Source organism: Amycolatopsis panacis (genome assembly GCF_003600245.1).
Taxonomy (GTDB): Bacteria; Actinomycetota; Actinomycetes; order Mycobacteriales; family Pseudonocardiaceae; genus Amycolatopsis; species Amycolatopsis sulphurea.
The window spans coordinates 1-25,736 of sequence record NZ_QZFV01000126.1; the positions used below are offsets into that span (position 1 = coordinate 1).

28 protein-coding genes and 1 pseudogene are annotated in these 25,736 nt (G+C 71.3%); 18 read left to right on the forward strand and 11 right to left on the reverse strand.

Going from position 1 to position 25,736, the window contains the following annotated elements; translation table 11 throughout:
* Positions 1-182 precede the first annotated feature (182 nt).
* Positions 183-359, reverse strand: coding sequence for a DUF2795 domain-containing protein (locus D5S19_RS27015; RefSeq protein WP_120026202.1), 177 nt, complete (start codon positions 357-359; stop codon positions 183-185).
* Between the two features lie 175 nt (positions 360-534).
* On the opposite strand from D5S19_RS27015, the gene D5S19_RS27020 reads away from it, so the two are divergent.
* Both D5S19_RS27020 and D5S19_RS27025 read left to right on the forward strand, forming a co-directional pair.
* Positions 535-1,893, forward strand: coding sequence for an MFS transporter (locus tag D5S19_RS27020; RefSeq protein ID WP_120026203.1), 1,359 nt, complete (start codon positions 535-537; stop codon positions 1,891-1,893).
* The gene (locus D5S19_RS27025) at positions 1,890-2,405 is read left to right on the forward strand and encodes a MarR family winged helix-turn-helix transcriptional regulator (RefSeq protein ID WP_233574193.1); all 516 of its coding nucleotides are present in this window, start codon (positions 1,890-1,892) and stop codon (positions 2,403-2,405) included. The genes D5S19_RS27020 and D5S19_RS27025 overlap by 4 nt, the downstream gene beginning before the upstream one ends.
* Positions 2,406-2,409: 4 nt before the next feature.
* Here the strand turns inward: D5S19_RS27025 and D5S19_RS27030 are convergent, their stop codons facing one another.
* Positions 2,410-2,823: a DoxX family protein gene (locus D5S19_RS27030; protein ID WP_120026204.1), complete on the reverse strand. Its 414-nt coding sequence runs from the start codon at positions 2,821-2,823 to the stop codon at positions 2,410-2,412.
* Between the two features lie 593 nt (positions 2,824-3,416).
* Entirely contained in the window at positions 3,417-4,238 is an 822-nt protein-coding gene (locus D5S19_RS27035; protein ID WP_325050325.1) for an LLM class flavin-dependent oxidoreductase, read from the reverse strand.
* A 346-nt stretch (positions 4,239-4,584) separates the two neighbouring features.
* Here D5S19_RS27035 and D5S19_RS27040 point away from each other — a divergent pair, with 346 nt between their 5' ends.
* Together D5S19_RS27040 and D5S19_RS27045 are read left to right on the forward strand one after the other, a co-directional pair.
* Positions 4,585-5,310, forward strand: a complete 726-nt coding sequence (locus tag D5S19_RS27040; RefSeq protein WP_325050326.1) for an alpha/beta hydrolase — start codon at positions 4,585-4,587, stop codon at positions 5,308-5,310.
* A gap of 114 nt (positions 5,311-5,424) precedes the next feature.
* A complete protein-coding gene (locus D5S19_RS27045) occupies positions 5,425-6,645 on the forward strand; it encodes a cytochrome P450 (RefSeq protein ID WP_120026223.1) in 1,221 nt (406 codons plus the stop codon).
* 6 nt (positions 6,646-6,651) lie between these two features.
* On the opposite strand, the gene lexA is transcribed toward D5S19_RS27045, so the two are convergent.
* Positions 6,652-7,305 carry a transcriptional repressor LexA gene (lexA, locus tag D5S19_RS27050; protein ID WP_098509572.1) on the reverse strand — a complete coding sequence of 218 codons (654 nt, stop codon included), beginning with the start codon at positions 7,303-7,305 and terminating at the stop codon, positions 6,652-6,654.
* A 187-nt stretch (positions 7,306-7,492) separates the two neighbouring features.
* Here lexA and D5S19_RS27055 point away from each other — a divergent pair, with 187 nt between their 5' ends.
* Together D5S19_RS27055 and D5S19_RS27060 are read left to right on the forward strand one after the other, a co-directional pair.
* Positions 7,493-8,311 (forward strand): hypothetical protein, encoded by an 819-nt coding sequence (locus D5S19_RS27055; RefSeq protein WP_120026205.1) that lies wholly within the window; start codon positions 7,493-7,495, stop codon positions 8,309-8,311.
* Between the two features lie 270 nt (positions 8,312-8,581).
* Positions 8,582-10,450 (forward strand): trypsin-like peptidase domain-containing protein, encoded by a 1,869-nt coding sequence (locus D5S19_RS27060; RefSeq protein WP_233574194.1) that lies wholly within the window; start codon positions 8,582-8,584, stop codon positions 10,448-10,450.
* Positions 10,451-10,478: 28 nt separating this feature from the next.
* Here the strand turns inward: D5S19_RS27060 and D5S19_RS27065 are convergent, their stop codons facing one another.
* Positions 10,479-10,703, reverse strand: a complete 225-nt coding sequence (locus D5S19_RS27065) for a hypothetical protein (RefSeq protein ID WP_120026206.1) — start codon at positions 10,701-10,703, stop codon at positions 10,479-10,481.
* 235 nt (positions 10,704-10,938) lie between these two features.
* Here D5S19_RS27065 and D5S19_RS27070 point away from each other — a divergent pair, with 235 nt between their 5' ends.
* Positions 10,939-11,493, forward strand: a complete 555-nt coding sequence (locus tag D5S19_RS27070) for an isochorismatase family protein (RefSeq protein ID WP_120026207.1) — start codon at positions 10,939-10,941, stop codon at positions 11,491-11,493.
* Positions 11,494-11,636: 143 nt separating this feature from the next.
* Here D5S19_RS27070 and D5S19_RS27075 read toward each other — a convergent pair whose 3' ends face one another.
* Positions 11,637-11,912, reverse strand: coding sequence for a YggT family protein (locus D5S19_RS27075; RefSeq protein WP_120026208.1), 276 nt, complete (start codon positions 11,910-11,912; stop codon positions 11,637-11,639).
* A gap of 163 nt (positions 11,913-12,075) precedes the next feature.
* Between D5S19_RS27075 and D5S19_RS27080 the strand changes: the two genes are divergently transcribed.
* The 4 genes from D5S19_RS27080 (at position 12,076) to crcB (ending at position 14,792) form a co-directional block, all read left to right on the forward strand.
* Positions 12,076-12,477, forward strand: a complete 402-nt coding sequence (locus tag D5S19_RS27080; protein WP_233574195.1) for a dihydroxy-acid dehydratase domain-containing protein — start codon at positions 12,076-12,078, stop codon at positions 12,475-12,477.
* A gap of 427 nt (positions 12,478-12,904) precedes the next feature.
* Positions 12,905-13,192 (forward strand): isoamylase early set domain-containing protein, encoded by a 288-nt coding sequence (locus D5S19_RS27085; protein WP_120026209.1) that lies wholly within the window; start codon positions 12,905-12,907, stop codon positions 13,190-13,192.
* A 734-nt stretch (positions 13,193-13,926) separates the two neighbouring features.
* On the forward strand, positions 13,927-14,427 hold the full coding sequence (locus D5S19_RS27090; RefSeq protein ID WP_325050327.1) for a fluoride efflux transporter FluC: 501 nt from the start codon (positions 13,927-13,929) through the stop codon (positions 14,425-14,427).
* Complete coding sequence (gene crcB / locus D5S19_RS27095; RefSeq protein WP_120026210.1) at positions 14,424-14,792, forward strand: fluoride efflux transporter CrcB; 369 nt, start codon at positions 14,424-14,426, stop codon at positions 14,790-14,792. The genes D5S19_RS27090 and crcB overlap by 4 nt, the downstream gene beginning before the upstream one ends.
* A gap of 231 nt (positions 14,793-15,023) precedes the next feature.
* Here the strand turns inward: crcB and D5S19_RS27100 are convergent, their stop codons facing one another.
* Positions 15,024-15,299: a hypothetical protein gene (locus D5S19_RS27100; RefSeq protein WP_120026211.1), complete on the reverse strand. Its 276-nt coding sequence runs from the start codon at positions 15,297-15,299 to the stop codon at positions 15,024-15,026.
* Between the two features lie 147 nt (positions 15,300-15,446).
* Here D5S19_RS27100 and D5S19_RS32595 point away from each other — a divergent pair, with 147 nt between their 5' ends.
* On the forward strand, positions 15,447-15,602 hold the full coding sequence (locus D5S19_RS32595) for a hypothetical protein (protein WP_199730727.1): 156 nt from the start codon (positions 15,447-15,449) through the stop codon (positions 15,600-15,602).
* A 62-nt stretch (positions 15,603-15,664) separates the two neighbouring features.
* Here the strand turns inward: D5S19_RS32595 and D5S19_RS33910 are convergent.
* Positions 15,665-15,816: pseudogene (locus D5S19_RS33910) on the reverse strand (IS630 family transposase); the annotation flags it as partial.
* Between the two features lie 216 nt (positions 15,817-16,032).
* On the opposite strand from D5S19_RS33910, the gene D5S19_RS27105 reads away from it, so the two are divergent.
* Complete coding sequence (locus D5S19_RS27105) at positions 16,033-16,401, forward strand: cupin domain-containing protein (protein WP_120026212.1); 369 nt, start codon at positions 16,033-16,035, stop codon at positions 16,399-16,401.
* 440 nt (positions 16,402-16,841) lie between these two features.
* On the opposite strand, the gene D5S19_RS27110 is transcribed toward D5S19_RS27105, so the two are convergent.
* On the reverse strand, positions 16,842-17,456 hold the full coding sequence (locus D5S19_RS27110; RefSeq protein ID WP_120026213.1) for an RraA family protein: 615 nt from the start codon (positions 17,454-17,456) through the stop codon (positions 16,842-16,844).
* 900 nt (positions 17,457-18,356) lie between these two features.
* Between D5S19_RS27110 and D5S19_RS27115 the strand changes: the two genes are divergently transcribed.
* Positions 18,357-18,752, forward strand: a complete 396-nt coding sequence (locus D5S19_RS27115) for a hypothetical protein (protein ID WP_147397519.1) — start codon at positions 18,357-18,359, stop codon at positions 18,750-18,752.
* A 271-nt stretch (positions 18,753-19,023) separates the two neighbouring features.
* On the opposite strand, the gene D5S19_RS27120 is transcribed toward D5S19_RS27115, so the two are convergent.
* Entirely contained in the window at positions 19,024-19,815 is a 792-nt protein-coding gene (locus D5S19_RS27120; RefSeq protein ID WP_233574196.1) for an ArsR/SmtB family transcription factor, read from the reverse strand.
* A 277-nt stretch (positions 19,816-20,092) separates the two neighbouring features.
* On the opposite strand from D5S19_RS27120, the gene D5S19_RS27125 reads away from it, so the two are divergent.
* From D5S19_RS27125 to D5S19_RS27135, 3 genes are all read left to right on the forward strand, one after another.
* Entirely contained in the window at positions 20,093-20,728 is a 636-nt protein-coding gene (locus tag D5S19_RS27125) for a TetR/AcrR family transcriptional regulator (RefSeq protein ID WP_120026216.1), read from the forward strand.
* A gap of 433 nt (positions 20,729-21,161) precedes the next feature.
* Positions 21,162-22,166: a glucose-6-phosphate dehydrogenase (coenzyme-F420) gene (gene fgd / locus D5S19_RS27130; protein ID WP_120026217.1), complete on the forward strand. Its 1,005-nt coding sequence runs from the start codon at positions 21,162-21,164 to the stop codon at positions 22,164-22,166.
* Positions 22,167-22,398: 232 nt separating this feature from the next.
* On the forward strand, positions 22,399-22,671 hold the full coding sequence (locus D5S19_RS27135) for a LuxR C-terminal-related transcriptional regulator (protein ID WP_120026218.1): 273 nt from the start codon (positions 22,399-22,401) through the stop codon (positions 22,669-22,671).
* 179 nt (positions 22,672-22,850) lie between these two features.
* On the opposite strand, the gene D5S19_RS27140 is transcribed toward D5S19_RS27135, so the two are convergent.
* Entirely contained in the window at positions 22,851-24,470 is a 1,620-nt protein-coding gene (locus tag D5S19_RS27140; protein WP_120026219.1) for an ABC-F family ATP-binding cassette domain-containing protein, read from the reverse strand.
* Between the two features lie 173 nt (positions 24,471-24,643).
* Between D5S19_RS27140 and D5S19_RS27145 the strand changes: the two genes are divergently transcribed.
* Positions 24,644-25,495, forward strand: a complete 852-nt coding sequence (locus D5S19_RS27145) for an ArsR/SmtB family transcription factor (RefSeq protein ID WP_120026220.1) — start codon at positions 24,644-24,646, stop codon at positions 25,493-25,495.
* Positions 25,496-25,736 lie beyond the last annotated feature (241 nt).

A 25,736-nucleotide genomic window follows, 5' to 3' on the forward strand; every position in this document is an offset into this window, starting at 1 on the left:
CCCTTCACAGACTCAGAGTCCGTGAAGGGTCCCTTCACGGACCCGAAACCGGTCCGGCGCACGCCACGAGGTGGTCGCACACACACCTCCGCATCGCCCGCTGCCGGGCCCCCGACCAACTTTGCCGGGGCCCTGGGCTTTACCCGCAGGCCGCGTCACTCGCGTCACTCGCGTCACTCGCGTCACTCGCGTCCGAGGAGCCGGTGCACGACGTCGGCGCTCTCGTACTCCTGCTCGGGCAAGGTGCCCAGGCGGCCGAGCACGGTGTCGTCCGCGCCGCACGCGCTCGCGCAGCGCAGGAGTTCGGCCCGGTCGCACGGGTAGCGGACCTCGGCGAGGTATTCGTGCACCTCCCGCATCGCGGCTCTCCTCTCGGGTGGGCGTGGGTGTTCCCCGGCCACCCGATCCGCGTCGGGCCATACCTTTACGCCAACTGAGTCGGTTCCCGAACTATGTATGTGATCTTCGTCCATGCAGGTGGTGCGATGCCGGAGTAAAGTAGTTCTGTAGAAGAATGAAATCGAAGGAGGCGATGTGACGGTCCTGCTGGAGCGGGCGCGGCCGCGGGCAGTGCGGGAACATCCGCAGGCCGGGTGGTTCGCGGTCGGCGCGGTGTGCTTCGGCGCGTTCATGGGGCAACTGGACGCCAGCATCGTCACGCTGACCTTCCCGGCGCTGCAGCGGGAATACGCCGAGCCGCTGGCCGCGGTGGAGTGGGTGTCGCTGGCGTACCTGCTCGCGCTGGTCGGGCTGCTGGCCGCGGTCGGCCGGATCGCGGACGCGGTCGGCCGGAAGCTCACCTACGTGTACGGGTTCGCCGTGTTCACCGCCGCCTCGATCGCCTGCGGGCTGGCTCCGTCGCTCGGCTGGCTGGTCGGGTTCCGGGTGGTGCAGGCGCTCGGCGCGGCGATGCTGCAGGCCAACAGTGTGGCGCTGGTGGTGCGCAGCGTGCCGCGCGAACGGATGCGGGCCGCGCTCGGCGTGCAGGCCGCCGCGCAGGCGCTCGGCCTCGCGCTCGGTCCGGCGGTCGGCGCGTTGCTGGTCGACACCGCAGGTTGGCGCTGGGTTTTCCTGGTCAACGCGCCGGTCGGGCTGATCGGCCTGATCGCCGGGCGCTACCTGCTGCCGCGCACGCGGGAGCGCACGCCGCTCGGCCGGTTCGACGGCGCCGGGATGCTGCTGCTGGCGACCGCCTCGACCGCGCTGCTGCTGGCCCTGTCGGGGGTGTCCGGATTGAACCTGCCGGGCTGGGCGATCGGCGTGCTGGCCGGGGTCGCGCTGGGCGCGGGGACCGGGTTCGTGGTGCGGGAACGCACTGCGAGCAGCCCGATCGTGCAGCTGTCCGTGCTGCGCCCGCCGGTGGTCTCGCTCGGGCTGGTCGGCGCGCTGTGCGGGTATCTCGTGCTGTTCGGGCCGCTCACCCTGCTGCCGCAGGTGTCCGGAGCGAAGGGGAGCCTCGGGCTGGTGCTCACCTGCCTGCCCGCCGGGTTCGCGCTCGCCGCGGTGCTCGCCGACCGGGTGCTGCCCGCCCGCTTCGGCGCGCGGGGCAGGACAGTGCTCGGTGCGCTGGCCGCGGCGGCCGGGTGCGGCGGGCTCGCGCTGGTGTCCACACCGTGGGAGACAGGCGTGTCGCTGGTCGTGGCCGGGCTCGGTCTGGGAGTGTTCATCCCGGCGAACAACTCGGCCGTGATGGGTGCGATCCCGGCGGCGATGTCGGCCACCGGAGGTGGACTGGTGAACATGGCACGCGGTTTGGGCACCGCTCTCGGCGTGGCGCTGGTGACGCTCTGCCTGCACGCCGGCGGCGAATCCGTTGCCCTCGCGGTACTGGCCGGTGCGGGTGTGCTCGCCGCGGTCACCGGCCTCGCCGCGCGGGGCGAGGCGGCTCGGTGACCGGGAATGGTCCCTACGTTGCCTCCGACGGGCCGGAGGTCACCGCGGCAGCAGTGCTCGAAGGGACCGTTCCGGAACCCGCGCTCGCCGATGTCGTGGCACGGCTGCGGCGGGCGATGCGGCGGGCCGCCCGGACGGCCGATCCGGACAACACGCTGTCCGTGGCGCAGCTGGAACTGCTGTCCTGCCTGGCGGAGCACCCCGGGGCCCGGCCGAGCAGGCTGGCGCAGCTGCTGAAGCTCGCCCCGAACTCGGTCACCACCATGGTCACCGGCCTGCGCACGCGCGACCTGGTCACCCGCACCAGCGGCGGCGAGGACCGGCGCACGGTCGCGCTGGAGCTGACCACGGCCGGGCGCGAGGCGGTCGACCGGTACCAGGCGCACAATGCCGCGATCCTCGCCGCCGCGCTCGACCGCGTGCACCCGGCGTGGCGGCACCTGATCGCCGCCGCCATCCCCGCCCTCGCGGAACTGATCGGCGCGATCGACGCCCTCGCCGAGTCCGGCTGATCCCTCAGGACTGCCGCGTGGCGGCCCGCGTCTTCGGGCGCAGCGCAGTGGCGAGGCTGAACCGGCCCGGCCCGGTGAACGCGAGTATCAGCAGCGCCCAGCAGAACATCGCCGACGCTTCACCGCCGTTTTCGATCGGGAGCAGGCCGTGCGGGGAGTGCACGGCGAAGTAGGCGTAGGCCATCGAGCCCGACCCGAGCAGCGCGGCCACCCGGGTGCCGACGCCCAGGCACACCAGCGTTCCGGCGGCGAGCTGGATCAACGCCGCCCACCAGCCCGGCCATTGCCCGACCGGCACCGGTGCCGCCGCGCCGAACAGCCCGAACAGGGTTTTCACGCCGTGACAGGCGAACAGGAACCCGATCACGATGCGGAACAGGCCCAGCGCGTGCTCCCGGGTCGTGTCCAGCCGGTGCATACCGCCTCCATGGGGACCGTTCGGGCAGGCCGCTGCCTGCTCCGCGTCTGCTGATGGTACAGACCTTTCGGTGCGATCAGGTATACGCGCCGCGGCGGGCCTGTGATACCTGCGAAAGTGCGGATTTCCCCATGCGATGAGTGCTGGAGGCCGTGGGTGGGACTGGCGTGCGTCACGTGCTGCCGGAGCGGAACCGGGCATGCCGGGTCTGCTGGTGGGGCGCACCGGGTGCCACGGACTTGCCATGGGAGCCGGGCGTGCCGGGGCCTTGCCGCGTCGGGCGCCGGGGCGGCCTGCGCGCCTGATCTGCTTGCACCGGTAGTAGGGCATCGGGCTCGCCGGAGCCCGGGCCGTATAGGCGGATCATGTAGGCGCGGTTCGCGGATTCTCTTGTGACTACAAGTGTTTCCTGCAGGCGGTTGTTCGCCTGCCGGCACACTCAGCGCACCACTCCGGCGGTCACCGTCGCCGGTCAGCTGCTGCGTCCCCGCCCGTCAGCCGAGGACTCGTTCGCTCACCGGCACATCCGCCCTGCCGGCCCCGAACCCGCCATCACCCCGCCGCGAGCCGTAAGCCGCAGGACGGCCGTCAGTTCATCGGCCGCTGAGCCGGGCCACGATCGGCGCGAACTCCGTCAGGAACGCACCGTTCACGCTCACGTAGGAGATCCCGTACTCCGCGCGTCGCCGTTCGAGTTCGTCGGCCGCGGCGGCCGGGTCGCCGGGCAGGATCGCGAGCGAGTCGTGTTCGCGCAGGGTCGCGGCATCCGTGCCGATGAAGCTGCGGATCCACGGGGGCGCCTCGTCACCCACCACGAAGACGTTCATCGCCAGTTCGACCTCACGGTCACCCGCGGCGGTGCGGATCTCGGCGGCGTGCGCGGCGAAGTCCGCCCGGCTGGTGAGCGGTTTGTCCGCCAGCGTCACGATGTCCGCGCGTTGCCCGCCGAGACGGCGAGCCCGCGGCCCGCCCGCGGCGAGCATCACCGGAGTGTGTTCGGCGCCGTCGAGCGTCCGCAGGTGCGTGATCGTGTCCGCGACCTGGGCCAGGCGCTGCGCGCCGGTGCCGTAGGGCAGCCCGAGTTCGGCGGCGGCCTCGCGCGTCGCGGGGATCCCGGTGCCGATGCCCAGCTCGAACCGCCGATCGGTGACCACGCTCAGGCTGTGTGCCTCCCACGCCGCCGCCCGCGGCGTGCGCAGCGGGCCGGCCAGCACGAAAGACCCGACCCGCAACGTGTCCGTCACGGCCGCGGCCACCGCCAGCGCCGCGGTGGGCGTGGGCAGGTGCAGATTGTCCGGCGAAAGCAGGATCGAGTAGCCGAGGTCTTCGGCACGCCGCGCGGTCTCCCGCCACTGCGCGGCGCCGCCCTGCGCCGCGGCCACCACCCCGAACCGGAACGGTTTCGTCGTCATCATCGATCACTCCCCGGGAAGTCCTGCTCCGACTCAACCACATCCCGGCCCGGCGAGCCACGCCTCCGCCATCCGGGCGGAGGAACGGCCCGGATCCAGGATCGATCTCCTCAATCCGGCCAGGCACGCTCGCCACGGCAGGTTCTCGCCCGCGCCGGGGAGCACATTTCGTTGCCGCAGAACAGGTTTCCCGATACCGCAGCGAGTCGGCGCGTGCTGTGGTCCCGGTTCGCCGTTGGCGGACAAGGATTCCGCTGCCGCGACGGCTGATCTACCGTGGCCGGCATGCCCGCACCGATCACCGGCACCGCGGCCGGAGTGCCGTTCACCGCGTTACCGCCTGTCGGCCATGCCACCCCGGCTGATCGTCACCTGGCACATGCTGGACGCGCCACGGACCGACGCGGCGTTCGCGGCGGCGCTGCCGATGGACGAGGTGCCCGCCTGGCGGGTCCATCTCGGCATGCCGATGTGCGGCGCGCGAATGGTCGACGGCAGGACCGACGCGGTCGTGGAGTTGTTCGGCAAGGACCCGCTGATGCTGTACCTGCACCCGTTCGTCCGGCAGGCGGCTGAGGAATTTCCTGCCGCGCTGGCCTCCATCCGCGCGCAGCTGCCGGTCGACGACGGCCCGATCGGTGTGCTCGGCGCGTCGCTGGGCGGGGCCGTCGCGTTGCGGGTGCTTGCCGGCACCGACCTCCCGGTCTTCGCCGGCGCGCTGGTGAACGCCGCGATCCGGATGCGGTCCGTCGTCGACCTGTTTCCCGGCGACTACCCGTACACCGCGGAGTCCGGGAAAGCCGTGGACAGCCTGGATTTCCTGCCCCGGGCCGAGACCCTCGCGGCTCGCGCGCCGCTGCTCGTGGTGAGCGGCGAACTCGACCACCCGGCGCTGCGGGCCGACGCACTGCAGCTGGCCGGGGCGATGGGGGAGCGGGCTGAACTGCGGTCGATCCCCGGGCTGGCGCACCCGCTGGCCGCCGAGCCCGGGCTGGTACCGGCACCGCCGTTCCCGGCCGCGCACGCGGTGGACGCGGCCCTGACCGAGTGGTTCCGGGACCACCTCCCACGCTGACTCAAGCGCTTGACTTAACTCCGCCGGATCCGGTTGACTGATCACGAACCGGTGGTGCGTTCGCGGGAATCGTTGGCCCGCAAACACCTCCGCACCGGAACGGAGGAGGACCCGATGACCGGCATGCTCGACCCGGCCGTGGTGCCGGAATACCCGATGCCGCGGGCGGCCCGCTGCCCGTTCGACCCGCCGCCCGCCGCGCGCGAGCTGCAGGAAAAGGCGCCGCTGTCCCGGGTGCGGCTGTGGGACGGCAGCACGCCGTGGCTGGTCACCCGCTACGCCGAGCAACGCGCGCTGATGGCCGACCCGCGGGTCAGTTCGGATATCACCCGGCCCGGTTACCCGCTCCAGGCGCCGATGCCGCCCGGGGGCGGCGCCGGGATCAGTTTCATCCTGATGGACGATCCGGAACACGGCAGGCTGCGGCGGATGGTGACCGGCGCCTTCACGGTCAAGCGCACCGAGGGTCTGCGCCCGGCGGTGCAGCGGATCGTGGACGAGCAGATCGACGAGATGCTGGCCGGGCCGAACCCGGTGGATCTCGTGCCGGCGTTCGCGCTGCCCGTGCCGTCACTGGTGATCTGCGAGCTGCTCGGCGTCCCCTATGCCGATCACGACTTCTTCCAGGAGCACAGCCGGCGCCTCATCCGCCGGACCACCGATCCGGAAGAGCGGGTCGCCGCGCACCGGGCGCTGCTGACCTACCTGGACGAGCTGATGGGCGAGAAACTCGCGCACCGGGACGGCGCATTGCTGTCCGGGCTGGCCGACCGCGTCGAAGCGGGGGAGCTGACCCGCACCGAGGCCGCGCAGATGGGCGTGCTGCTGCTGATCGCCGGACACGAGACGACCGCGAACATGATCGCGCTCGGCACGCTCGCCCTGCTGCGCAACCCCGGACAGCTGGCGCAGCTGCGCGAATCCGGCGACGATCCGGCTCTGGTCGCGTCCGCGGTCGAGGAACTGTTGCGCTACCTCACCATCACGCACAGCGGACGGCGTCGCGTGGCCCTCGAGGACATCGAAATCGCCGGGCAGATCGTTCGCGCCGGAGAAGGCCTGATCATGGCCAGCGAAGTCGCCAACCGGGACGCCGAGGCGTTCCCCGACCCGGATCGCCTCGACCTCGCCCGCAACTCGCGCCGGCACGTCGCGTTCGGTTTCGGCGTGCACCAATGCCTCGGGCAGCCGCTGGCCCGGCTGGAACTGCAGGTCGTGTACCGCACCCTGTACCGGCGGATCCCCACCCTCGCGCTGGCCGCGGACATCGAGGACATCCCGTTCAAGCACGACGGTTCGGTCTACGGCGTGTACGAGCTGCCCGTGACCTGGTGAGCCGTCTCAGACGCTGCGCAGCACCGAGACCACGGCGCCGAGCACCACGGCCCGGTCTCCGTCGATCACGTCGTAGGCCGGGTTGCGCGGCTCCAGGTAGACGTGCCCGTCGCGGCGGCGGTACACCTTGACGGTGGCCTCCTCGTCGATCATCGCGGCGACGATCTGGCCGGAGTGCGCCTCGGACTGCTGCTTGACGACCACGATGTCCCCGTCGCAGATCGCCGCGTCGACCATCGAGTCGCCGCGCACGCGCAGGCCGAAGACGGTGCCGCGGCCGGTCAGCCCGCGCGGTAGCTGGAGGACGTCGTCCACGTGCTCCAGCGCGGAGATCGGCGTGCCGGCCGCGATGTCGCCGACCACCGGCACGCTGACCGAATCGCCGTCCTCGCGCGCCGGCGCGTCGCCGAGGAAGGCGCGCACGTCGATCGGCCGGGTCATCGCCGCGCCGCGGCGCAGGAACCCTTTCTCCTCGAGCGCGGTGAGGTGCTTGGACACCGAGGACGTGGACCGCAGCCCGACCGCCTCGCCGATCTCCCGGGTGCTCGGCGAGTACCCGTGCCGCCCGGCCCAGTCCCGGATCGTGGCGAGGATGTGCTGCTGCCGCGCGGGCAGCGCCGAGGCGTCGAGGTCGTCGAAAATGTCGTCGTAGGCACTCACCTGCGGAATCGTAGAGGCACCACGGCGCGCGCCGGAGGCCCGGGTGGGTTTCCGCCGAGTTTCCACAGTGGACACCCGGCGGCGCCGGTAGACTGCCCGCGGCCGGACGGCCACGGAGGGGGTTGCGCACATGGAGTACCCGGGAACACCCGCGCCGGGCGGCCGGGCGGGACGGCCTGGTCCGCCGGTGAACCTGATCTTGGGCGGGATCGCCGGAGTGGCCGAGTCCGTGCTGCTGTGGCTGGAGATCTTCGAACTGATCGAGCACCTGAACGACGACCTGAAGACGGTCGTGCACGGCGTGCTCACCCTGCTGGGCCTGCTCGCCCTCGCCGGCGCCGTCTTCACGGTGAACCGGCGCCTGTGGCCGGCGCGGCTCCTGCTGCCGGCCGCATGGGCGCAGGCGGTCCTGGCGATCCTCGGGGCGAACGGGATCTTCGGCGCAAGCCGCCGGGACGCCTTCGGGTACCTGGTCGTTCCCGCGGTCGCCGCGGCCGTGATCGGGATCGTGCTGTGGGTGCCGAAGGTAGGGGAACTGGTGCAGCCTCCCCTGACCTGGGCGGGCGGTGGTCCGGGCTGGGTGGCGGGGAATCAGGCGGGTCATGCCTGGGGTGCGCCGCACTCCGGGTTCGGGGCAGCGCCGGGGTATCCGCTGTCGCCGGGTCCTGTGCCGTCGCCGGGTCTCGTGCCGCAGGCCGGACCCGATGCGCAGCAGGTGCCCGGATATCCGGTGCCGCCGCAGGTACAGCCGGGATACGGCGCCGCGCCGCAGCCCGCGTATCCGGCGCCGCACGGGGCACAGCCGGGGTCTTTCGGCTGGCCCCAGCCCGGGTATCCGGTCGTCCAGGACGGGCCGCCGGGGCACTTCGTCCCGCCGCCGGGATACCCGGCACCGCCGCCGGGATCCGTTCCCCCGGCCGGATTTCCGTCGCCCGGGCCGTACGGCCAGTACCCGCCTCAGCCGGGACATCCCCAGCCAGGCGACCCCGGACGGCCCGCGCGGTAGCCCGATCGTCCATAATGGACCGACGGGCTGCCGGTCCGGCGTGGCGGCGCCGAAGCTGGTCGCGGCGCTCAAGAACGGGGCATGACCTTCACGCGGCGCGGCAAGCGGAACACGGTCCGGCGCCGCGCCCGCCGGTTCTGCCGCTTTCGCCGGATTGCCCGTGTCCGGTCGTCCCGCTACACAGCATTCGCTTGGACCACGACCAGGAAACTCTCAGGTAGAGGGTGTGTGCTGGAGCAGGCGAAGGCCACGAGCGAGGCTGGAGGGGCCATGAACGAGCAGGAACCGAACCCGGGCCGGGACCCGCGACGCCCCCACCCGCAGGCCGGGCAGGACAACCCATGGGCGCCGCCGGGTTCCGGACAACCGGGTGGCGAGTACGGCGGAGCGGGCCGGCCGGATGCGGCACCCGGCGCGACGGGGGCAGGGCAAGCCGGTGTGGGCTGGCCGGGTGCCGGTCACGGCGCGATCGGGACAGGGCAAGCCGGTGTGGGCTGGCCGGGTGCCGGTCACGGCGCGATCGGGACAGGGCAAGCCGGTGTGGGCTGGCCGGGTGCCGGTCACGGCGCGATCGGGACAGGGCAAGCCGGTGCGGGGTGGCCGGGCGCCGGGCACACCAACGCCGGGCCGACGAGCGCGGGGCAGGCCGGACCGGGCGGATATCCCGGCGCGGGCCATCCGGGCACCTGGCACCCCGCCACGGCGCACCCGGGAACCGGTCCTGCGGCCGGGCAGCCGGGCACCGGGGCGGCACACGAAGCGACCGGATATGCCGCCGCGCAGCACAGCGCCGGACACCCGGGAGCCGGGCACGCGGGCTATGCGGGATGGGCGCCGCACGGGACTCACCGGTTCGGGCGACCGCCGAATCGCAGGTACCCGGTGCGGGCCGCCGCGATCGTGGTCGGGGCGGTCGGGCTGTCGGTCGCGGTGGGGCTCGGGGTCGGACACTTCGTGTGGCAGCCGAACGGTACGTCCGGAAACCAGAACTTCGGCTCCGTGGGCACTCCGGGCGGGGCGTCGAACGCGGCCATCAACGCGCAAGCGATCGCCGGCAAGGTGGATCCGGGGCTCGTCGACGTGAACACCGAGCTGGGTTACCAGGGCGCCGCGGCGGCCGGTACCGGCATCGTGCTCACCGCGGACGGCGAGGTGCTCACCAACAACCACGTGGTCGAGGGCGCGACCAGCATCAAGGTCACCGACATCGGCAACGGTCGCACGTACACCGCGTCCGTGCTCGGTTACGACCGCAGCCACGACGTCGCGGTGCTCAAGCTCGCGAACGCCTCAGGCCTTACCACCGAGACACTCGGCGATTCGTCCACAGTGGCGGTCGGCGACGCCGTGGTCGGCATCGGCAACGCCGGCGGCACCGGCGGCGATCCGGCCGTCGCGTCCGGCCGGGTGACCGCGCTGGGACAGTCGATCACCGCGTCGGATGAATCCAGCGGCTCGTCCGAGCAGCTGACCGGCCTGATCCAGGTCGACGCGAACATCCAGTCCGGCGACTCCGGCGGCCCGCTGGTCAACGCGAACGGCCAGGTGATCGGCATGGACACCGCCGCCTCCGCCGGATACCAGTTCAACGGCGGCGGCAGCCAGGGCGGTCTCGGGCAGGGCGGTTTCGGCCAGGGGCAAGGCGGTTACGGTCAGGGCGGCCTCGGCCGGGGCGGCGGAGGCCTGGGCCAGGACGGTCAGGGCAACAGCAGCCAGAACGGCTCGGACGGCACCACCGGCCAGCAGGGCTTCGCCATCCCGATCAACCAGGCCGTCTCGGTCGCCCACCAGATCGTCGGCGGCACCTCCTCAAGTACCGTCCACATCGGACAGACGGCGTTCCTGGGCGTGTCCGTCTCCGACGCCGGCGGCCGGCAGGGCCAGGGGCAGGGGCAGAACACCACCGGCCAGGGCGCGGTCATCCAGAGTGTGCTGACCGGCGGCCCGGCGGCGAACGCGGGCCTGTCCGCGGGCGAGGTGATCACCGCGCTGAACGGCCAGACCGTCGATTCAGCCACCGCCCTGACCACGTTGATGGATCAGCACCATCCCGGAGACAACCTGACGCTCACCGTGCTTGACTCCTCCGGTCAGCAGCACAGCGTCACCGTCACCCCGGCCCAAGGCCCGGTCGGCTGACTCACCGGACAGTCACCCCGGAGCGGCCTCACTCGCCGCCCCGGGGCCTTCTGTGGACCCGTAGCGCGTTCCTGGCTTCGGCGAGGGCGCTCTCGTGCTTGCCCGCCGTCTCGGCCGGAGCCGAGGTGCACGCGGCATGCCAGCCGTCTCGGACCTGCGGGTCGATGTCGCTGCTGCTGTGACTGCTGGTGGGCATGACCGCGGCGGCCACGCCATCCACGACGAGTGCCGCTGCTGCTACACGCATTTTCATTTGTGCGTACTCCTCCGGCAACGGTTCCGCTACCGCCGATGGCGGCAGCGATGCGAACGTATGCAGGCCGTGGAGTGCGAGGATCACCTGAAAAGACGTCCATTGTGGCCGGTCGGCGGGGTCCTGTTCGGACGGTTCGCCGAGGAGGTTCCACCGGTGCTCAAGCTGTGACGCGCGGATTTTTGTCGGGGGTTGAGGTTACCGTGAGCCGAACCTGGAATCGAAGGGAGAGGCGATGACCACGCTGGAGAATCGGCCGAATACCGCGTTACTGGTCGTGGATGTCCAGAACGGTGTCATGGCGGAGTCACACGAGCCGGGCGCGGTGGTGGCGAACGTGCGCGTGCTGGTGGAGAAGGCCCGGCAGGCCAGGGTTCCGGTGGTGTGGGTGCACCACTCGGACGAGGAACTGATCAAGGGCACTACCGCCTGGCGATCCGTGCCGGAGCTGGTCCGCGCGGAGGCGGAACCCTTGGTGGAAAAGGAATACGGCGACGCTTTCGAGGACACGGTGCTGGAGCCGGTCCTGGCCGGGCTGGGGGTGGGCAGCCTGGTGGTGAGCGGCGCGCAGACCGACGCCTGCATCCGCTCGACCCTGCACGGCGCGCTGGCCCGCGGCTACGACGTGACCCTGGTCGGCGACGCGCACACCACAGGTGACCGCGCCGGGCCGGGATTGCCCTCGGCGGAGCAGGTCATCGCGCACACGAACCTGTACTGGCGTTTCCAGGCCGCGCCCGGCCGGACCGCGGGCACGGTGACCACGGAGGAGGTGCGCTTCGGGGACTGAGTACGTTCACCCGGCGCAGCATCGGTGCGCACCAGGTCGGCTGGGTACCAGGCCTGCGGCCGGGCGTTCGCGGCGGCGAAACACCGCAAGGCGAGGCCGTACTGGTGCCGGGTCCGGGGCAAAACCGGTGTGCCGGCGGCTCGTCAGAGTGCGAACAGGATGGACCGCACGATCACCGCGGCGAAGAACACCACGGTGAAGGCCAGGTCGATGGCTACGCCACCGGTGCGGACCGGGCGCAGGACCCGGCGGACGGGGGCGATCACCGGCTCGGTGATCCGGTGGCTGATCCGGCGGGCCTGGCCGAGCCAGCCCGGCCCGGTGGTCACCAGCCGTGTCCAGTCCAGCACCATACGGGCGATCAGGACCAGGATGAACAGGGTCAGCACCCACCCGGCCAGCGTTGCGATCAGGTTCATCGTCTACCTCCCGGCGGGGAACGGTCTTTCTGTCCAGTGCAACGTCCGGGAAGGCCGGAGAGTGTCCTGGGCGTCCGGCTTCTCAGCGACTTTCCGTGAACCGGCCGCCGCCGCGGGATTGCCAACGATCCACCGTCGGAATGTCGACCGGGGTGGAATGCGTGTGGGTGAACGGCGCAGTGCGGCCTGGTTCGGTGGGTCCGGCCGGGCGGGGATGATCCACCGCTCGTGGATGCGTTCGCAGGGTTTCGGGCCGGAGGTGTTCGACGGGCGCCTGGTGATCGGCATCGCGACGAGTTCCTCCGAGCCGGCCCAGTGCAACGCGCATCTGGACCGGATCGCCGAGGGGGTCAAGCGCGGGGTCTGGCAGGCGGGCGGGTTGCCGCTGGCGCTCCCGACCATGGCCACCGGCGAGACGCTGATGCGCCCGACCTCGATGCTCTACCGCGACCTGACGGCGCTGGAGGTCGAGGAGCTGATCCGCGCCAACCCGCTGGACGGGGTGGTGCTGCTGTCCGGCTGCGACAAGACCACCCCGGCGATGCTGATGGGCGCCGTCGGATAGTTGCTGTGCAGGTGGGATGCGAGGACCACTCGGATGTTCCGGGCATCTGCCGGCTGCCGGACAATTGCCGCGGCCTGCGTCGTCCGTGGGAGACAACATCGCTCGGCTGCCCGGACGCCCGGCTTGCTGGACCTTCCGCTGCGGCGGCTGCCGTGTCCGGGAACCAACGTCGCCCGAAACCCGGGCGAGCTGTTTCGGGCTTTGCCGGAGCGATGCCCATTCGCGCCGCCAGGCCACCCGGCCCGATTCCGGAGATCATCCCCGCCCGAAGCAAGGTCATCCATGTGTCCTCGGCGGCAGGCCCGGCGCCACCTGGCACTACACCGCAGTTCACCCGGACGCGGCGACGTTCGCGCCCGGGTACGCGACCACCGTCGTGGAACGATTCAGAACGCACGAATCCACCGCGACGGAAGGGGTATCTCGCGTGATCAAGACCAGCCGGGGCCACGGCAGCGGGCAGGTGCGGCGGGTGACGTTCATCCTTCCGGCGGACGCCCCGCCCGGCGCGGTGAGCGTCGTCGGCGACTTCAACGACTGGCAGCCCGGATGCCACGAGCTGCGCAAGCGCTCCAACGGCACCCGTTCCGCGGCGGTCGAGGTGGCCCCGGGCGCGCGGTTGCGGTTCCGCTACCTCGCCGAAGGCGGCCGCTGGCTCGACGACCCGGACGTCGCGGCCCGCGAAGGAGCGGACTGCCTGTTCGTCGCGGACTGACCCCGGGACCGGGTGGTTCTGCTCGCCTCGCCTCGGGCCGTGGACTGGGCGGGCCGGCCATCTGCGACTGATGCCGGTTCTCGGACGCGGAGCGTGCTCTCATTCGCGGCCGTCCGCTGTGCATGGACTTGGTCCGCGTAGCGCTTGGTATGGCCTCGTCCGGTGCCGAACTCACCGCATTTGGGCACCAGCGGCTCCGGCAAGCGTGTCCGATCTCCGCGCACTGGGACGAGTGGAGCACGCTCACCCGAATGCTGTCCTTTCGGTGCTGACGATCGCGGTCAAGGGCACGCGTTCGGCGCGCGATGCCGGCGCTGGCGCAAGATTTCCGCCGCTGCGGACGGACCCGGCAATTTACCTTCCCAATGCGGACGTCGGCATCCCGTTCACCCCGGGGACAGCGGCGCCGCTGCACGGCAAGCTCACCCGGCTGCGGAGCCTGCTTGTCCGACGGCGCCGCGGAACAGGACGCGTTGTGCCACAGGCGATCGCATCGTCAGCGGGCACGGACCGGGGCACCGCTCGGGTGCGATCAGGTCCACGATGTCCGCCCTGACGCTGACCGTGCGCGAAGTGATCCGGTAGACTCGAAGTGCGCGGCGGTGGGGCTCGCCGCTCCTGGAGATCCAGGACAAACCGCGGTCATGGCCGCCAACAGTCCCTGCTCGACCGTGACCCTTGCGTCCGTGGAGTAGGAGAAGACTGTGCCCGACCAGGCCGCATCGGATGAGGCTGTGCCCGAAAAGTCCCGTTTCGCGGATGTGCCGCCGCTGGTGGAGCCGATCGACCCCGATGTCGACCTGCGTGTTCCGGCCCATCGCAGCGAGCTCGTCCGGCATCACGGCCCGGTGCTGGGCGTGATCGCGCTCGGTGGCGGGCTCGGTGCGCTGGCCCGTTGTGGGCTGGCGGAGGCGCTCCCGACGGCACCCGGTGGGTTCCCGTGGGCGACTTTCCTGACGAACGTCGCCGGCTGTTTTCTGATCGGCGTGCTGATGGTGCTGGTCACCGAGACCTGGCGGGCACACCGGTTGGTGCGGCCGTTCCTCGGTGTCGGGATCCTCGGCGGGTTCACCACGTTCTCCACCTATGCGGTGGAGATTCGTGGCCTGCTCGCCCCGGACACGGTTCCGCTCGCCTTCGGCTATCTGGCCGGCACGCTGGTCGCGGCGCTGCTGGCGGTGCTGCTCGGCCACGCGGTCACCCGGAAAGCTGTGTCGGGGGTGGCGGCCCGATGACCGTGCTGCTCATCTTCCTCGGCGCCACGGTCGGCGCGCCGCTGCGGTATCTCACCGATCGGGCGGTGCAGTCGCGGCACCAGTCGCTGTTCCCGTGGGGCACGTTTACCGTCAACCTGTTCGGCTGTCTCGTGCTCGGCGGGCTCGCCGGGGCCGGGAGCGCGCTACCCGCGCCGCTGTTCGCGTTGCTCGGCACCGGGTTCTGTGGCGCGCTCACCACGTACAGCACCTTCGGTTACGAGACCGTCCGCCTGGCCGAGCAGCGGGCCTACTTCGCCGCAGTGGCGAACGTGGTGGTCAGCCTCGCAGCCGGGGTCGGAGGTGCCGCTTTCGCCTATCAAACCGTGCACGCCCTCCTCGGGTGACCGCCTGGATCCTGCCGTGGGCTCGACCAGTCCGCCCAGCGTGCGCCCACCGCCGTTGTGGTCGGTTACCCGCGGCCGTGGCGAGCCGCACAGTCTCCTGGGAAAACAGGCCAGTCCTGATGCGATGCGCGGTCCCAGCGGAGAACTCGTGCGGTGTTGCCCGTCGCCGGGAGGAAACCGGATCACCCCGGCGCGGTCACCACTGTGGAATGTCCTCTGTGGACGGAGTGGTCACTCCTTGCCCAGGGAACGGCGGATCTCGGCGAGCTTGTCCTTGGCCGCCTTGTCCCGGTCGGCGATCTTCTTGTCCAGTGATTCGACCGTCTCCGGTCCGCCGATGCCCGCCACGTCCTGCGAGCCGAGTGAGGTGGTGTAGCGCTTCTCGATCCGGTCGCGCACGTAGTCGTAGGAGGGCACGCCGCCCTCGCTGTAGTCCGGCTCCGGTACGGCCGGGCCCTGCCCGAGCGCCGGATCGAAAGGCTGCTCGCCGGGTGTGTCCGTGCTCATCGTGCTCGCTCCGTCTCTCGTTTGCGGTCCCGCTTCCGACCCTACTCGACCGTGGTCCGGCCTGCGGGACGTTTCGCGGCGCCACCTCCGCGGTAGCCCGAAAGGACGGCCGGGAGCCGGTCTCCCGGCGAACGGAAGGAGAGTCCGATGTCCGGTGCCCGCCTCACCGCGCCACCCGCCCCGCCCGAACCGGTTCCGGCCCCGCCCGGCGGTCCCGAGCCCGTCCTGCCCTCACCCGGCCCGGACCGTCCGCTGCCCGAACCCGAGCCCCTGCCGCCGGACTCGGAACCCGGACCGGAGTGAGGTGTCCCTGAGTCAGGAATGTCCGGCAGCGCGGGGTTCTCCGTGCAATTGGCCACCGTCGGCCGCCGGTAGAAGGTGCGCAGGCTCATCTCGGAGCGGCCGGCTGTGCGCCGGATACGACTGGTGGTCCACGCTTTCGAAGTCTGCAAAAAGTGCGGATGCGTTGCCCGAGCCGTGGGCCGCCCAGGCCGGGCCGTCCGCTGCGCGGGTGGTCGGTCGACGCTGGTGGCGAGAAGTACTAAGCAGCAAGGATCGACCTGAGGCTGTCCGCGCGGCGACCGACTGAACGGCGCCGAGAATGATCGAGGTCCGCAGTGCCCGTTCGGTGAAGTGGTGACTTCAGGCCCTAGCCTGCACAGTCTGTGGCTGCTGACGATGACCTTGGGAACTCCCACCGGAAACCTTGCGGGAAGGCGATAAGGAGGTCGTCATGGCGGGAATTCGCAGAATGAGCCTGGACAGCCCGGAAGAGGTGCGGCCCTTCCAGGATGACCGAGGCCAGCTGGAGATGGTCAACCTCGACGAAGGCGCGGTGGCGCGTGCAACGTTCAGGCCCGGCTGGCAGTGGTCCAAACATGTTAAGCCGATCGCGGGAACCGAGAGCTGCGAGGTGCCTCACCGGGGCTATGTCATTTCCGGGTACATGACCGTCAGGATGAACGACGGGGAGGAAGCCACGTTCGGGGCCGGCGATTTCATGGTCATTCCGCCGGGACACGACGGATGGGTCGTGGGCGACGAGCCGTGCGTGGTGATCGACTGGCAAGGCATGACCGACTACGCCAAGCAAAAGGGTTGAGCAGGTAAATCCCGAGGCGACCGAACGGGAGGTATTTCAGCTTGGTCGTACACGGCCGAGTACCAGGTCGAGGCTGCGCATCGCGTGATCGATACCGGCCGCACCGTTGCCGAGGCCGGCCAGGGGTTCCACGGCCGAGCCCGAGAGCGATACGGGTCCAGGCGAGCCATCGCGTCACAGCCTTGGCGAGGGTGCGTGGCTCGAACCGGCGTGCGGTCTGCTGCACGGTGTGGGCTTGATGCGGTTTGCCTCCGCCTCGCCCGGCTTGCGACTCGGAGACCGGAATGCCCGCTCTGAACCGGGACCGGACCGGTCCAGGCGGGCCGATCCCGTCAGCCTGCAGAACACCGGCGCTCGCCCAACCGGGCCAGGCAATGCAGGCCCCGGCCGGGCGGGACCGTGCCGAGGTACTCAGGCCGGCCATCCCCGGGATACCCAAGTCAGCCGGTGAACCCAGCGGCCAGGAGCGCGGCATCGATCCGGGCGCGGTGGTCGGCTTCCCAGTGGTCGAGGGTCTGCGCTGCTTCCTTTGCCAGCTTCGCTAGGGCGTCGGCGAGCACCTGGTCCGAGCCGGCCGCGGGGACGACGACCACGCCTTCCTCGTCGGCCACGACGACGTCGCCGGGGGATACCGTGACCCCGGCGCAGTGGACGGGTTCGCCCAATCCGGTGGCGGCGGCCTTGGCGCCGGGGATCGGGATCAGCCCACGCGCGAACACGGGGAAGCCCAGGTCGCGGACTTCGGCGAGGTCGCGGATGACGCCGTCGAGGACGAATCCGGCGATGCCGCGGCGCTGCGCCACCGCGCACACGTTGCCGCCGGCCAGCGCGTATTCGAGATCGCCGGACTCGGCCACGATGATCGAACCGGCGGGGGCGCGGTGGATGGCGGCGTGCAGCATCAGGTGATCGCCCGGCGGGCAGCGGACCGGGTAGGCAGGTCCGGCGATCCGCGGGACCGGCCCCCACAACGGGCGGACCGCGCCCCCGAGCACCTGGCCGCGGCCGAGCAGGTCGGCGAGTGTGGGGGTCGGGATGCCGGCGAATCCGTGCATGGCCCTCCTGTCGTCGGACCGCGATGGTCTCACGGACCGGCGGTGGCGGACGCCGTTCGTGGCCCCGGTCACGGGCCGCTCAACCGAACTCGCCGCGCCCGTGCTTCCGGTATCCGAAGAAACGCGATGGCGTTCTTTGTTACGCCACGTTCCCCGGTCAGGAACCGCCGGGCACTGGCGGCCAGGCTCCTTTCGCCGACCACCCAGGTGGTAACCGGGTGCTCTTGGGACGGCGGACCGGCAAGGCATTCCATGGCTGGCGGGTGTGATTGGGCGAGGAGCCGGCGCTGGTGAGGTGACACGCGCCGGGTGACGTCGAACGGCTGGCGTTCGTGGTGGATCCGTGGCGACTGTGCGGGGCTGAGGTGGTTCGAGTGGGGCCGGCGCGGTTCGTGGTGTGGGCTCGTGGCGTTCCGGTGGTGCGAGTTCCGGGTGGTGAGGCCGGCCGTGTCCGGTACGGCCTTCACTCTGCGTGTTCGCTCTGATGGGTGAACGGCGGGAAAGTCGCGCTCGTTCCGGGTGGTGACGCCTCGTGATTCTTCCGGTCCGGCCGTCCCGTGGGACGGAGCGAGCGATAGCGGCTGTACGTGCGGATGAACGTGCATATTCCCGGGATTGTGCAGGTGCCGGAGCGAATGCAGGACGCGGTGATCGGTGATCCGGGCGCCTGGGGTCCCTCGTTCGAGTGATTGCGGGGAGTAGTGGGGCGCGTCACTCGAACCGCTGGGCGACGGTGAAATACCGCTCGGCGCGACACCGCGGGTACGACCTCTTCGTAACGCAGCGTTCCGGCCAGGATGTGGCTACCGGCATCGCCGGAGTACGAAAGGCGTGGCCCCCTGCGGACACAGGGGGCCACGGAGTCCTTGAACCTGCCTGGAAGACAAGGAAATGGACCTCATGAGTGTACCGTCGCCGATCCTGGAGAAGCCAGACCGCGGCCGCCGCGTCAGTGTGGTCGTGGACCGGTTGCCCGCCGTGCCGGAGCGGCGGATCGCCAGCCGCGAGGAGATGATCGCGGCCGGCGCCCGGGTGCTGGCCCGGCGTGGCCGGGGACGGCACCGCAAACCGGACACCCGGGAATCGTGGTCGCAGTTGCTCGCCGGGGTGCTCTCGGCGTGGGCGCCGACCCTGCGGGTGTGCCTGCTGCTCGTTGTCGGCGGCACCGTGCTTGCCGGGGTCGCGCTGGTGGCGAGCCCGCAAATCGGTGTCGCGGTGGGCACGTTCGTCGCGATCGCCAGCCTGGTCGGCGCCGTCGCGATCCGCCCGCGGCGGACTTCCTCCCACCGCTACTGACAAGCCGAGGGCCGGGGCACGGGGGAAACCTCGTGGCCCCGGCCCGGCTGTGCGGAGGTCGAGGTCGGCGATGGGTGAGCCGGGTGGGGTGGGTAGGGCGGCGGGGGTTGAGGTGGGCCGGCGTGCCCGTGTCGACGTGGGGCACGGAGGCAGGAACTGGTGTGGGCTGGGTGGGGAGTTCGAGGCACGGGAAGCCATATGGCTGGGCCTGACCGGCCGGTGGGCGGCTGTGATCGAGGCGCGCGAAGGGCGCGGATTCCTGCCGGGGGCGTTAGGAGCCCCCCGTGTCCGGGGCTTCGGTGGCTGGTGAGCCGGAGTGCATTTCCCACGGTGGGCGGGATAGTGCGCGTCCGGTCTCCAGGAGTGACTTCAGGTTCGCGCACACCCCGGGCCAGGCGGCCGTTGCCGTCGCCAGGTCGTGTTCGGGGAGGTTCGTGTGGGTGACGGTCAGTTCGACGATCTCGTGGTACGGCTTGAGTTCGAAGGTGATCTCTGGGGCTCCGGCCGGGGGGAGCGGGCCGGGTGGGGGAAGGGTCAGTGCGAGGCGGCGCGGAGGGAGTGACTCCAGGACGGTGCCGGTGATGCCGGGGCGGCCGTCGGTGGGGAGGTGGTGCCACGGGGAGCCCGGCCGCCAGTCGGAAACGTTGCGGTGGCCCCAGAAACGGGCGGTCAGGTCGGCATCGGTCAGGGCGTGCCAGACCTGCTGCGGGCTGGTTTCCAGATAGGTGACATACCGGTAGGCGGGGCGGGGGCGTTCGGCGCGTTCCTTGATCGTGCCGAGGGCCCGTAGCCGGGGGCGTTCGAACCGGTGGATCCAGCGTTCCTGGATGTCCCACAGCGGCACGGGGTTCAGGTAGTGCAGCTTCTCCCGGCCCCGGCGGACGGTGCTGATCAGGGTGGCGGCTTCGAGCACGCCCAGATGCTGGGTCGCCGACTGCCGGGTCATCCGCAGCGGTTCGCACAGCTCGCCCAGGGTCTGCCCGGTGCGCTCGCGCAGCCGGTCCAGCAGGGCGCGGCGCGTCGGGTCGGCCAGCGCCTTGAACACCGCATCCTCGACGTCCACTTCGTTCACTATGCAGGTATCCGGCTGCATGAGTCAACCGGGGGTGGAATCAGGCGCTTGACTTAATCCGGGTGGGTTGGTTGCCTGGACGCCCGGTCGGAGCGGGGAGGGGGCGCGAGGGCGGACGGGGCTCGTGGCGGATGGCGCCGGGTGGGGTGTCCGAAGTGGACGCACGCGTGTCCGATGTGGTCGGCGGCGGGGTGGCTGGACGGGGCGCGGTAGATTTCCGCGCAGGGGAAGGTGCCGTGCGGGGCGGCGGGAGAGTGAGGTGGCGGGTATGAGCGGGAAGATCGTTCGGGCGAGTGCGACCCGGGAGGCCATTCTCGTGACCGCCGAGCGGTTGTACGCCGAGCATGGGGTGCACACGGTCTCCAACCGGCAGATCAGCGACGCGGCGGGGCAGGGCAACAACACCGCGGTCGGTTACCACTTCGGCACCAAGACCGATCTGGTCCGGGCGATCGTCGGCAAGCACGCGGCGCCGATGGAGCGGCTGCGGGCCGATCTGCTGGCCCGCGCCGAGGGCTCCGGTGAGATCCGCGACTGGGTCGCCTGCCTGGTCCGCCCCTCCACCGCGCACCTCGACGAGCTGGGCAGTCCCACCTGGTACGCGCGGTTCATCGCGCAGGTGACCACCGATCCGGCGCTGCGGAAGATCCTGGTCGAGGAATCGATGACCTCGCAGGTGTTGATCCGGGTGGTCGAGGGGCTCAACCGGTGCCTGCCTGCATTGCCCGCGCCGATCCGGGTGGAGCGCGGCGAGATGTCCCGGCACTTGATGATCCACGTGCCCGCCGAACGCGAGCGCGCGCTCGCGGAGGGTACGCCGACCCCGCGGGCCACCTGGCAGGACGCGGCGGACGGGCTGATCGACGCGATCGCCGGGATATGGACGGCGCCGGTCTCCGGGTGAGCGCGGGGCACGGCCGTGGGCGGGTTCGGCGCGGTGCCGGAGATTCCGGTATTGCCGGGCAACGAGGGTTTCCGGTCCGGTGAAGACGGATTCCTGGTCCGGTGCAGCGGGTTTCCTTGTGCGGGAACAGGTTTTCCGAGCTTTGCGGACGGTCGTGGTGAGACGGGGACCGGCTCGCGGGGTGGGCCGTCGATCCATGCGGGGTGCGTCGCCGCCTTCGACGGGCGGGGTGCTCCTGTGCCGGTTCGGAAATACCGGTTCCCGCCGGGGGTGCGTCGACGGGTTTCCGCGCCGGGCCACGCAAGTCGGTGGCTTGCCGCCGGGGCGGGTCGTGACCTGATCGGCGAGCTTTCCGGCGGCGATCCGCGGGGAGTACGGTTGACCGGGCAACGGAAATCCCGCGTGGACTCGGTGCGGATGGGGAAGGACGATCGTGGAGCTGAAGGTCGGGTACAAGGCATCGGCGGAGCAGTTCGGGCCGCGTGCGCTGGTGGAGTTCGCGGTCCGGGCCGAGGAGCTGGGGCTGGACTCGGTGTGGGTCTCGGACCATTTTCTGCCGTGGCGGCACGACGGCGGGCACGCGCCGTGGGCGCTGGCCTGGATGCCCGCGGTGGCCGAGCGGACCAGCCGGGTGCAGATCGGCACCAGCGTGCTCACGCCCACCTTCCGGTACAACCCGGCGGTGATCGCGCAGGCGTTCGCCACCATGGCGCTGCTGTCCGGGGACCGGGTGGTCCTCGGCGCGGGCACCGGCGAGGCACTCAACGAGATCGCCGTGTCCGGCCGGGAATGGCCCGAGTTCAAGGAGCGGTTCGCGCGGCTGCGCGAGTCGATCCGGCTCATGCGCGCGCTGTGGACCCAGGAGAGCGTCGACTTCCAGGGCGACTACTACCAGCTGGTCAACGCGCGGATCTACGACCGCCCGGAGCGCCCGGTGCCGGTCTACGTCGCGGCGGGCGGGCCGGTCGTCGCCAAATACGCCGGCCGGGCGGGTGACGGGATGATCTGCACCTCCGGCAAGGGGATGGACCTCTACACCGCGAAACTGATGCCGGCCATGGCCGAGGGCGCCGCCGCCGCGAAGCGCGACGCGGCCGGGGTGGACCGGATGATCGAGATCAAGATGTCCTATGACCGCGATCCCCGGCAGGCGCTGGAGAACACCCGCTTCTGGGCGCCGCTCTCCCTGACCGCGGAGCAGAAGCACACGGTCTCCTCGGCCGAGGAGATGGAACGCCTCGCCGACGAGCTGCCGCTGGAGCAGGTCGCCAAGCGCTGGATCGTGACGTCCGACCCGGACGAGGCGGTCGCGCAGATCAAGCCGTACCTGGACGCGGGGCTGAACCACCTGGTCTTCCACGGGCCGGGCGGTGACCAGGAGCGCTACCTGGCCCAGTTCGCCGAGGACGTGCTGCCGAGGGTGCGCGCGCTCGGCTGATCCGGGCCTTACCCGGGCGGGCTGTATCCTTTGTGGACAGAGTTGCCTCGGTCGGGTGTCCGTCTGGTCTGATGTGGACGGTGGTGGGCGCCGTGGTGCGCCGGGTCGGTTGCGCGGTCGGCGGGATTCCCGTGGCGGTAGTGCTGAAGGGCTGTGAAGGGACCCTTCACAGCCGCAGAGTCCGTGAAGGGTCCCTTCACAGCCCTGCCGGTGTCGTAATGGGGCCAGGGGAATGGCGCCCGCGCTGGCCGGGGCGTTCGGCGCGAACCGGCGTTCGGACCGTCCCCGGCTGTCCGAACGCGAGGAGAGCGTGCTGGTCGAGTGGTTCCAGTGCGAGTCGAAGGATCTCGTCGCGGCGAAGCTGGGGATCACCCCGCGCACGGTGAACACCTACCTCGATCGGGTGCGGATCAAGTGCGCGAACGTCGGCCGTCGCGCCCGCACGAAGGCCGCGCTGGTCGCCCGCGCCATTCAGGACGGGCTGGTCCAGGTCGACGATCTCTGACCGCCGTCCGGTGTGGGTGGAACGACCGGCACCATCCGGGTCACCGGTGCTCTAGGTTCGACTGCACTGGGGGTCCGGCCGGCCCCGTCGTCCACGGAGGGGGACGTGGTCCGGCCGGGCGAGCCGGACGGCAGAGACCGCTGGGGGGTCTGTGCCGTTCCGGCCCAGGACACCGCTTCTCACCGCACCCGGGCCACCCGCGCCTCGCCCCACACCGGGTCCGGGGTTTCGCGGACCACGCCGTCGGCGCCGAAGACCAGGTAACGGTCGAAGGTGCGGGCGAACCAGCGGTCGTGCGTGACCGCCAGGACCGTGCCCTCGTAGGCCTCCAGGCTGTCCTGCAAGGCTTCCGCGGATTCCAGGTCCAGGTTGTCGGTCGGCTCGTCCAGCAGGAGAGCGGTGCTTCCGGCCAGCTCCAGCCGCAGGATCTGGAACCGGGCCTGCTGACCGCCGGAGAGCTGGTCGAAGTGCTGCTCGCCCTGGCGTTCCAGCTCGTACCGGCGGAGCGCGGCCATCGCCGCGCCGCGGTCCTTCGCGTGCTCGGTCCACAGGATGTCGATGAGCGGACGGCCGGACAGCTCGGGATGGGCGTGGGTCTGCGCGAAATGGCCGGGCACCACCCGCGCCCCGGCCTGCCACCGTCCGGTGTGCGCCACCTCCACCCCGGCCAGCAGCCGGAGGAAATGCGATTTGCCGGAGCCGTTCGAGCCGAGCACCGCCACCCGTTCGCCGAAGAAGATCTCCAGCGAGAACGGTTTCATCAGCCCGGTGAGCTCCAGATCGGTGCAGGTGAACGCCCGCACGCCGGTCCGGCCGCCGCGCAGCCGCATGCGGATGTCCTGGCGCCGCGGCGGTTCCGGCGGCGGGCCGGCCTCCTCGAACTTCCGCAGCCGGGTCTTCGCGGCCTTGTACCGGGAGGCCATCTCGTCGCTGCGCGCGGCGTACTGCTGCATGTCCCGCACGAGGCGTTTGAGCTGGGCGTGCTTCTCGTCCCAGCGCCGTTTGACCTCCTCGTAGCGGGCGAACCGCTCGCGGCGCGCCTGGTGGTAGGTGGCGAAACCGCCGCCGTGCACCCAGGCGTCGCTGCCCGCCGGGCCGGGTTCCACGCTCACGATCTTCTCCGCGGTCCGCGCGAGCAGCTCACGGTCGTGCGAGACGAACAGGACCGTCTTGCGGGTCTCCCGCAAACGCGCTTCCAGCCAGCGTTTCCCGGGCACGTCGAGGTAGTTGTCCGGCTCGTCGAGCAGCAGGACTTCGTCCGGGCCGCGCAGCAGGGCTTCAAGGACCAGCCGTTTCTGCTCGCCGCCGCTGAGCGTCCGGACGAGACGGCCGCGGGCGCGGTCGTACGGGATACCGAGCGCGGCCGTGGTACAGACGTCCCAGAGCGTCTCGAACTCGTACCCGCGTGCCTCGCTCCAATCGGCCAGGGCTTGCGCGTACTTCATCTGGGCGGCTTCGCCGTCGACGGTCGAGATCGCCTCTTCGGCGGTCTCCATCGCCGCGGCGGCCTGCCGGATACGGTGGGGCGCAACGGAAACCAGCAGGTCATGCACCGTGCGCCCGTCTCGCACGGAACCGACGAACTGCGCCATCACGCCCAGGCCGCCGGACACCGTGACCGCTCCGCCATCCGGCCGCAGCTCACCGGAGAGCAACCGGAGCAGCGTGGTCTTCCCGGCGCCGTTCGGCCCGGCCAGCGCGACGATCGAGCCCTCCCCGACCCGGAACGAGACGTCGTCGAGCAGGGTCCGGCCGTCGGGCAGGCAGTAGCCGAGGTGCGCGGCTTCGAGATGACCCATGGGCGGCACCCTACTGCGCGCGCCCCGTGGCCGCCTCGGATTTTCCGCCCCGGGACCGGGTCGCGACGGGCGATCATGAATCGCCCGATCGAGTGGTCGCGGTCGATCTTGCTGCGCTCGCCCGCTTTTCGGTCGACCCTGGAGGTTCATGAGACGGCCGGGGAGGGACGTCGATGACACTGCGTGTGGAGTTCACCCGGGAGGACCTGCGGCGGGTCCGGTTCGCCGACGCCGCGGACCCGATGTGGGAGCTGGTGTTCAGCCTGTTCCTGGCGCGTTCGGCGGTGGGCCGGCCGGACGCCGGCGGGCAGCGTGCACGCCGGGGATGGAGTGCGGTGGTGCAGCACGCGATCGAGCAGCTGCACTCGGCGCTGCCGGGGGCCGGGAAAGTTCCGGATGTCGACATGACGGCTTCGCCGGTGGCCCGGGGCGGATGCGCGGCGCCGGTGTGCCCAGGCCGGCGCGGGGCGTTCCCGGACTGCGTGCCCGGCTGGATGTGCGGGCCGGCCGCCGCGGAGCGCGGGGCGGCCGGGGAACTGCTTGCGGCGTATGGGGTCCTGCTGGTCCCGGATCAGGTCCGGGCGGCCGAGCCGGCGGGGCGCCGCGGGGCCGTCGCCGCGCTCGCCAAGGCGCCGGGCGTGCTCGGCTGGGAGGGCGACGCGCTGCTGGTCGAGTATCCCGGGGACCGGACCGTGCACCTGAACGGGCGAGGCCTGACGCTGCTGCCCGCGGCCTGCAGCGGGGGCGATCCGGTCACCTGGACGGAGCCGGCCCCGGAGCAGGCGGCGCCGGCCGATCACCTGGTCGCGCTGCTGGGCCGCACCCGCGCGGAATGCCTCCGTCAGCTCGGCACACCCTGCACGACGACCGTGCTGGCCGCCCGGATGGCCACCACGGTCGGCGTCGCGAGCAGGCAGGCCGCGGTGCTGTGCGAAGCGGGCCTGATCCGCAGCAGCCGCCGTGGGCCGGCGGTCGTGCACCGGATCACGCCGCTGGGGTCGGCGTTGCTGGCCGGTCCGGGCTAGCGCAGGCGGGTAGGACGTCGGAGCGTCACGGACGTGGTCGGTGGCGGGTTCTGCGGCTTTCGGGTGCGGCTGTTTCGGCGGGTGCTGCGGTCCTGTTCTGCCGCTCGTCCGTGAAGGGACCCTTCACGGACTCTCAGGCCAGGGTTCCGGCAAAGTCGGTGTAGAGGTCTGTGAAGGGTCCCTTCACGGACTCTGAGTCTGTGAAGGGTCCCTTCACGGACCCGAAACCGGTCCGGCGGTC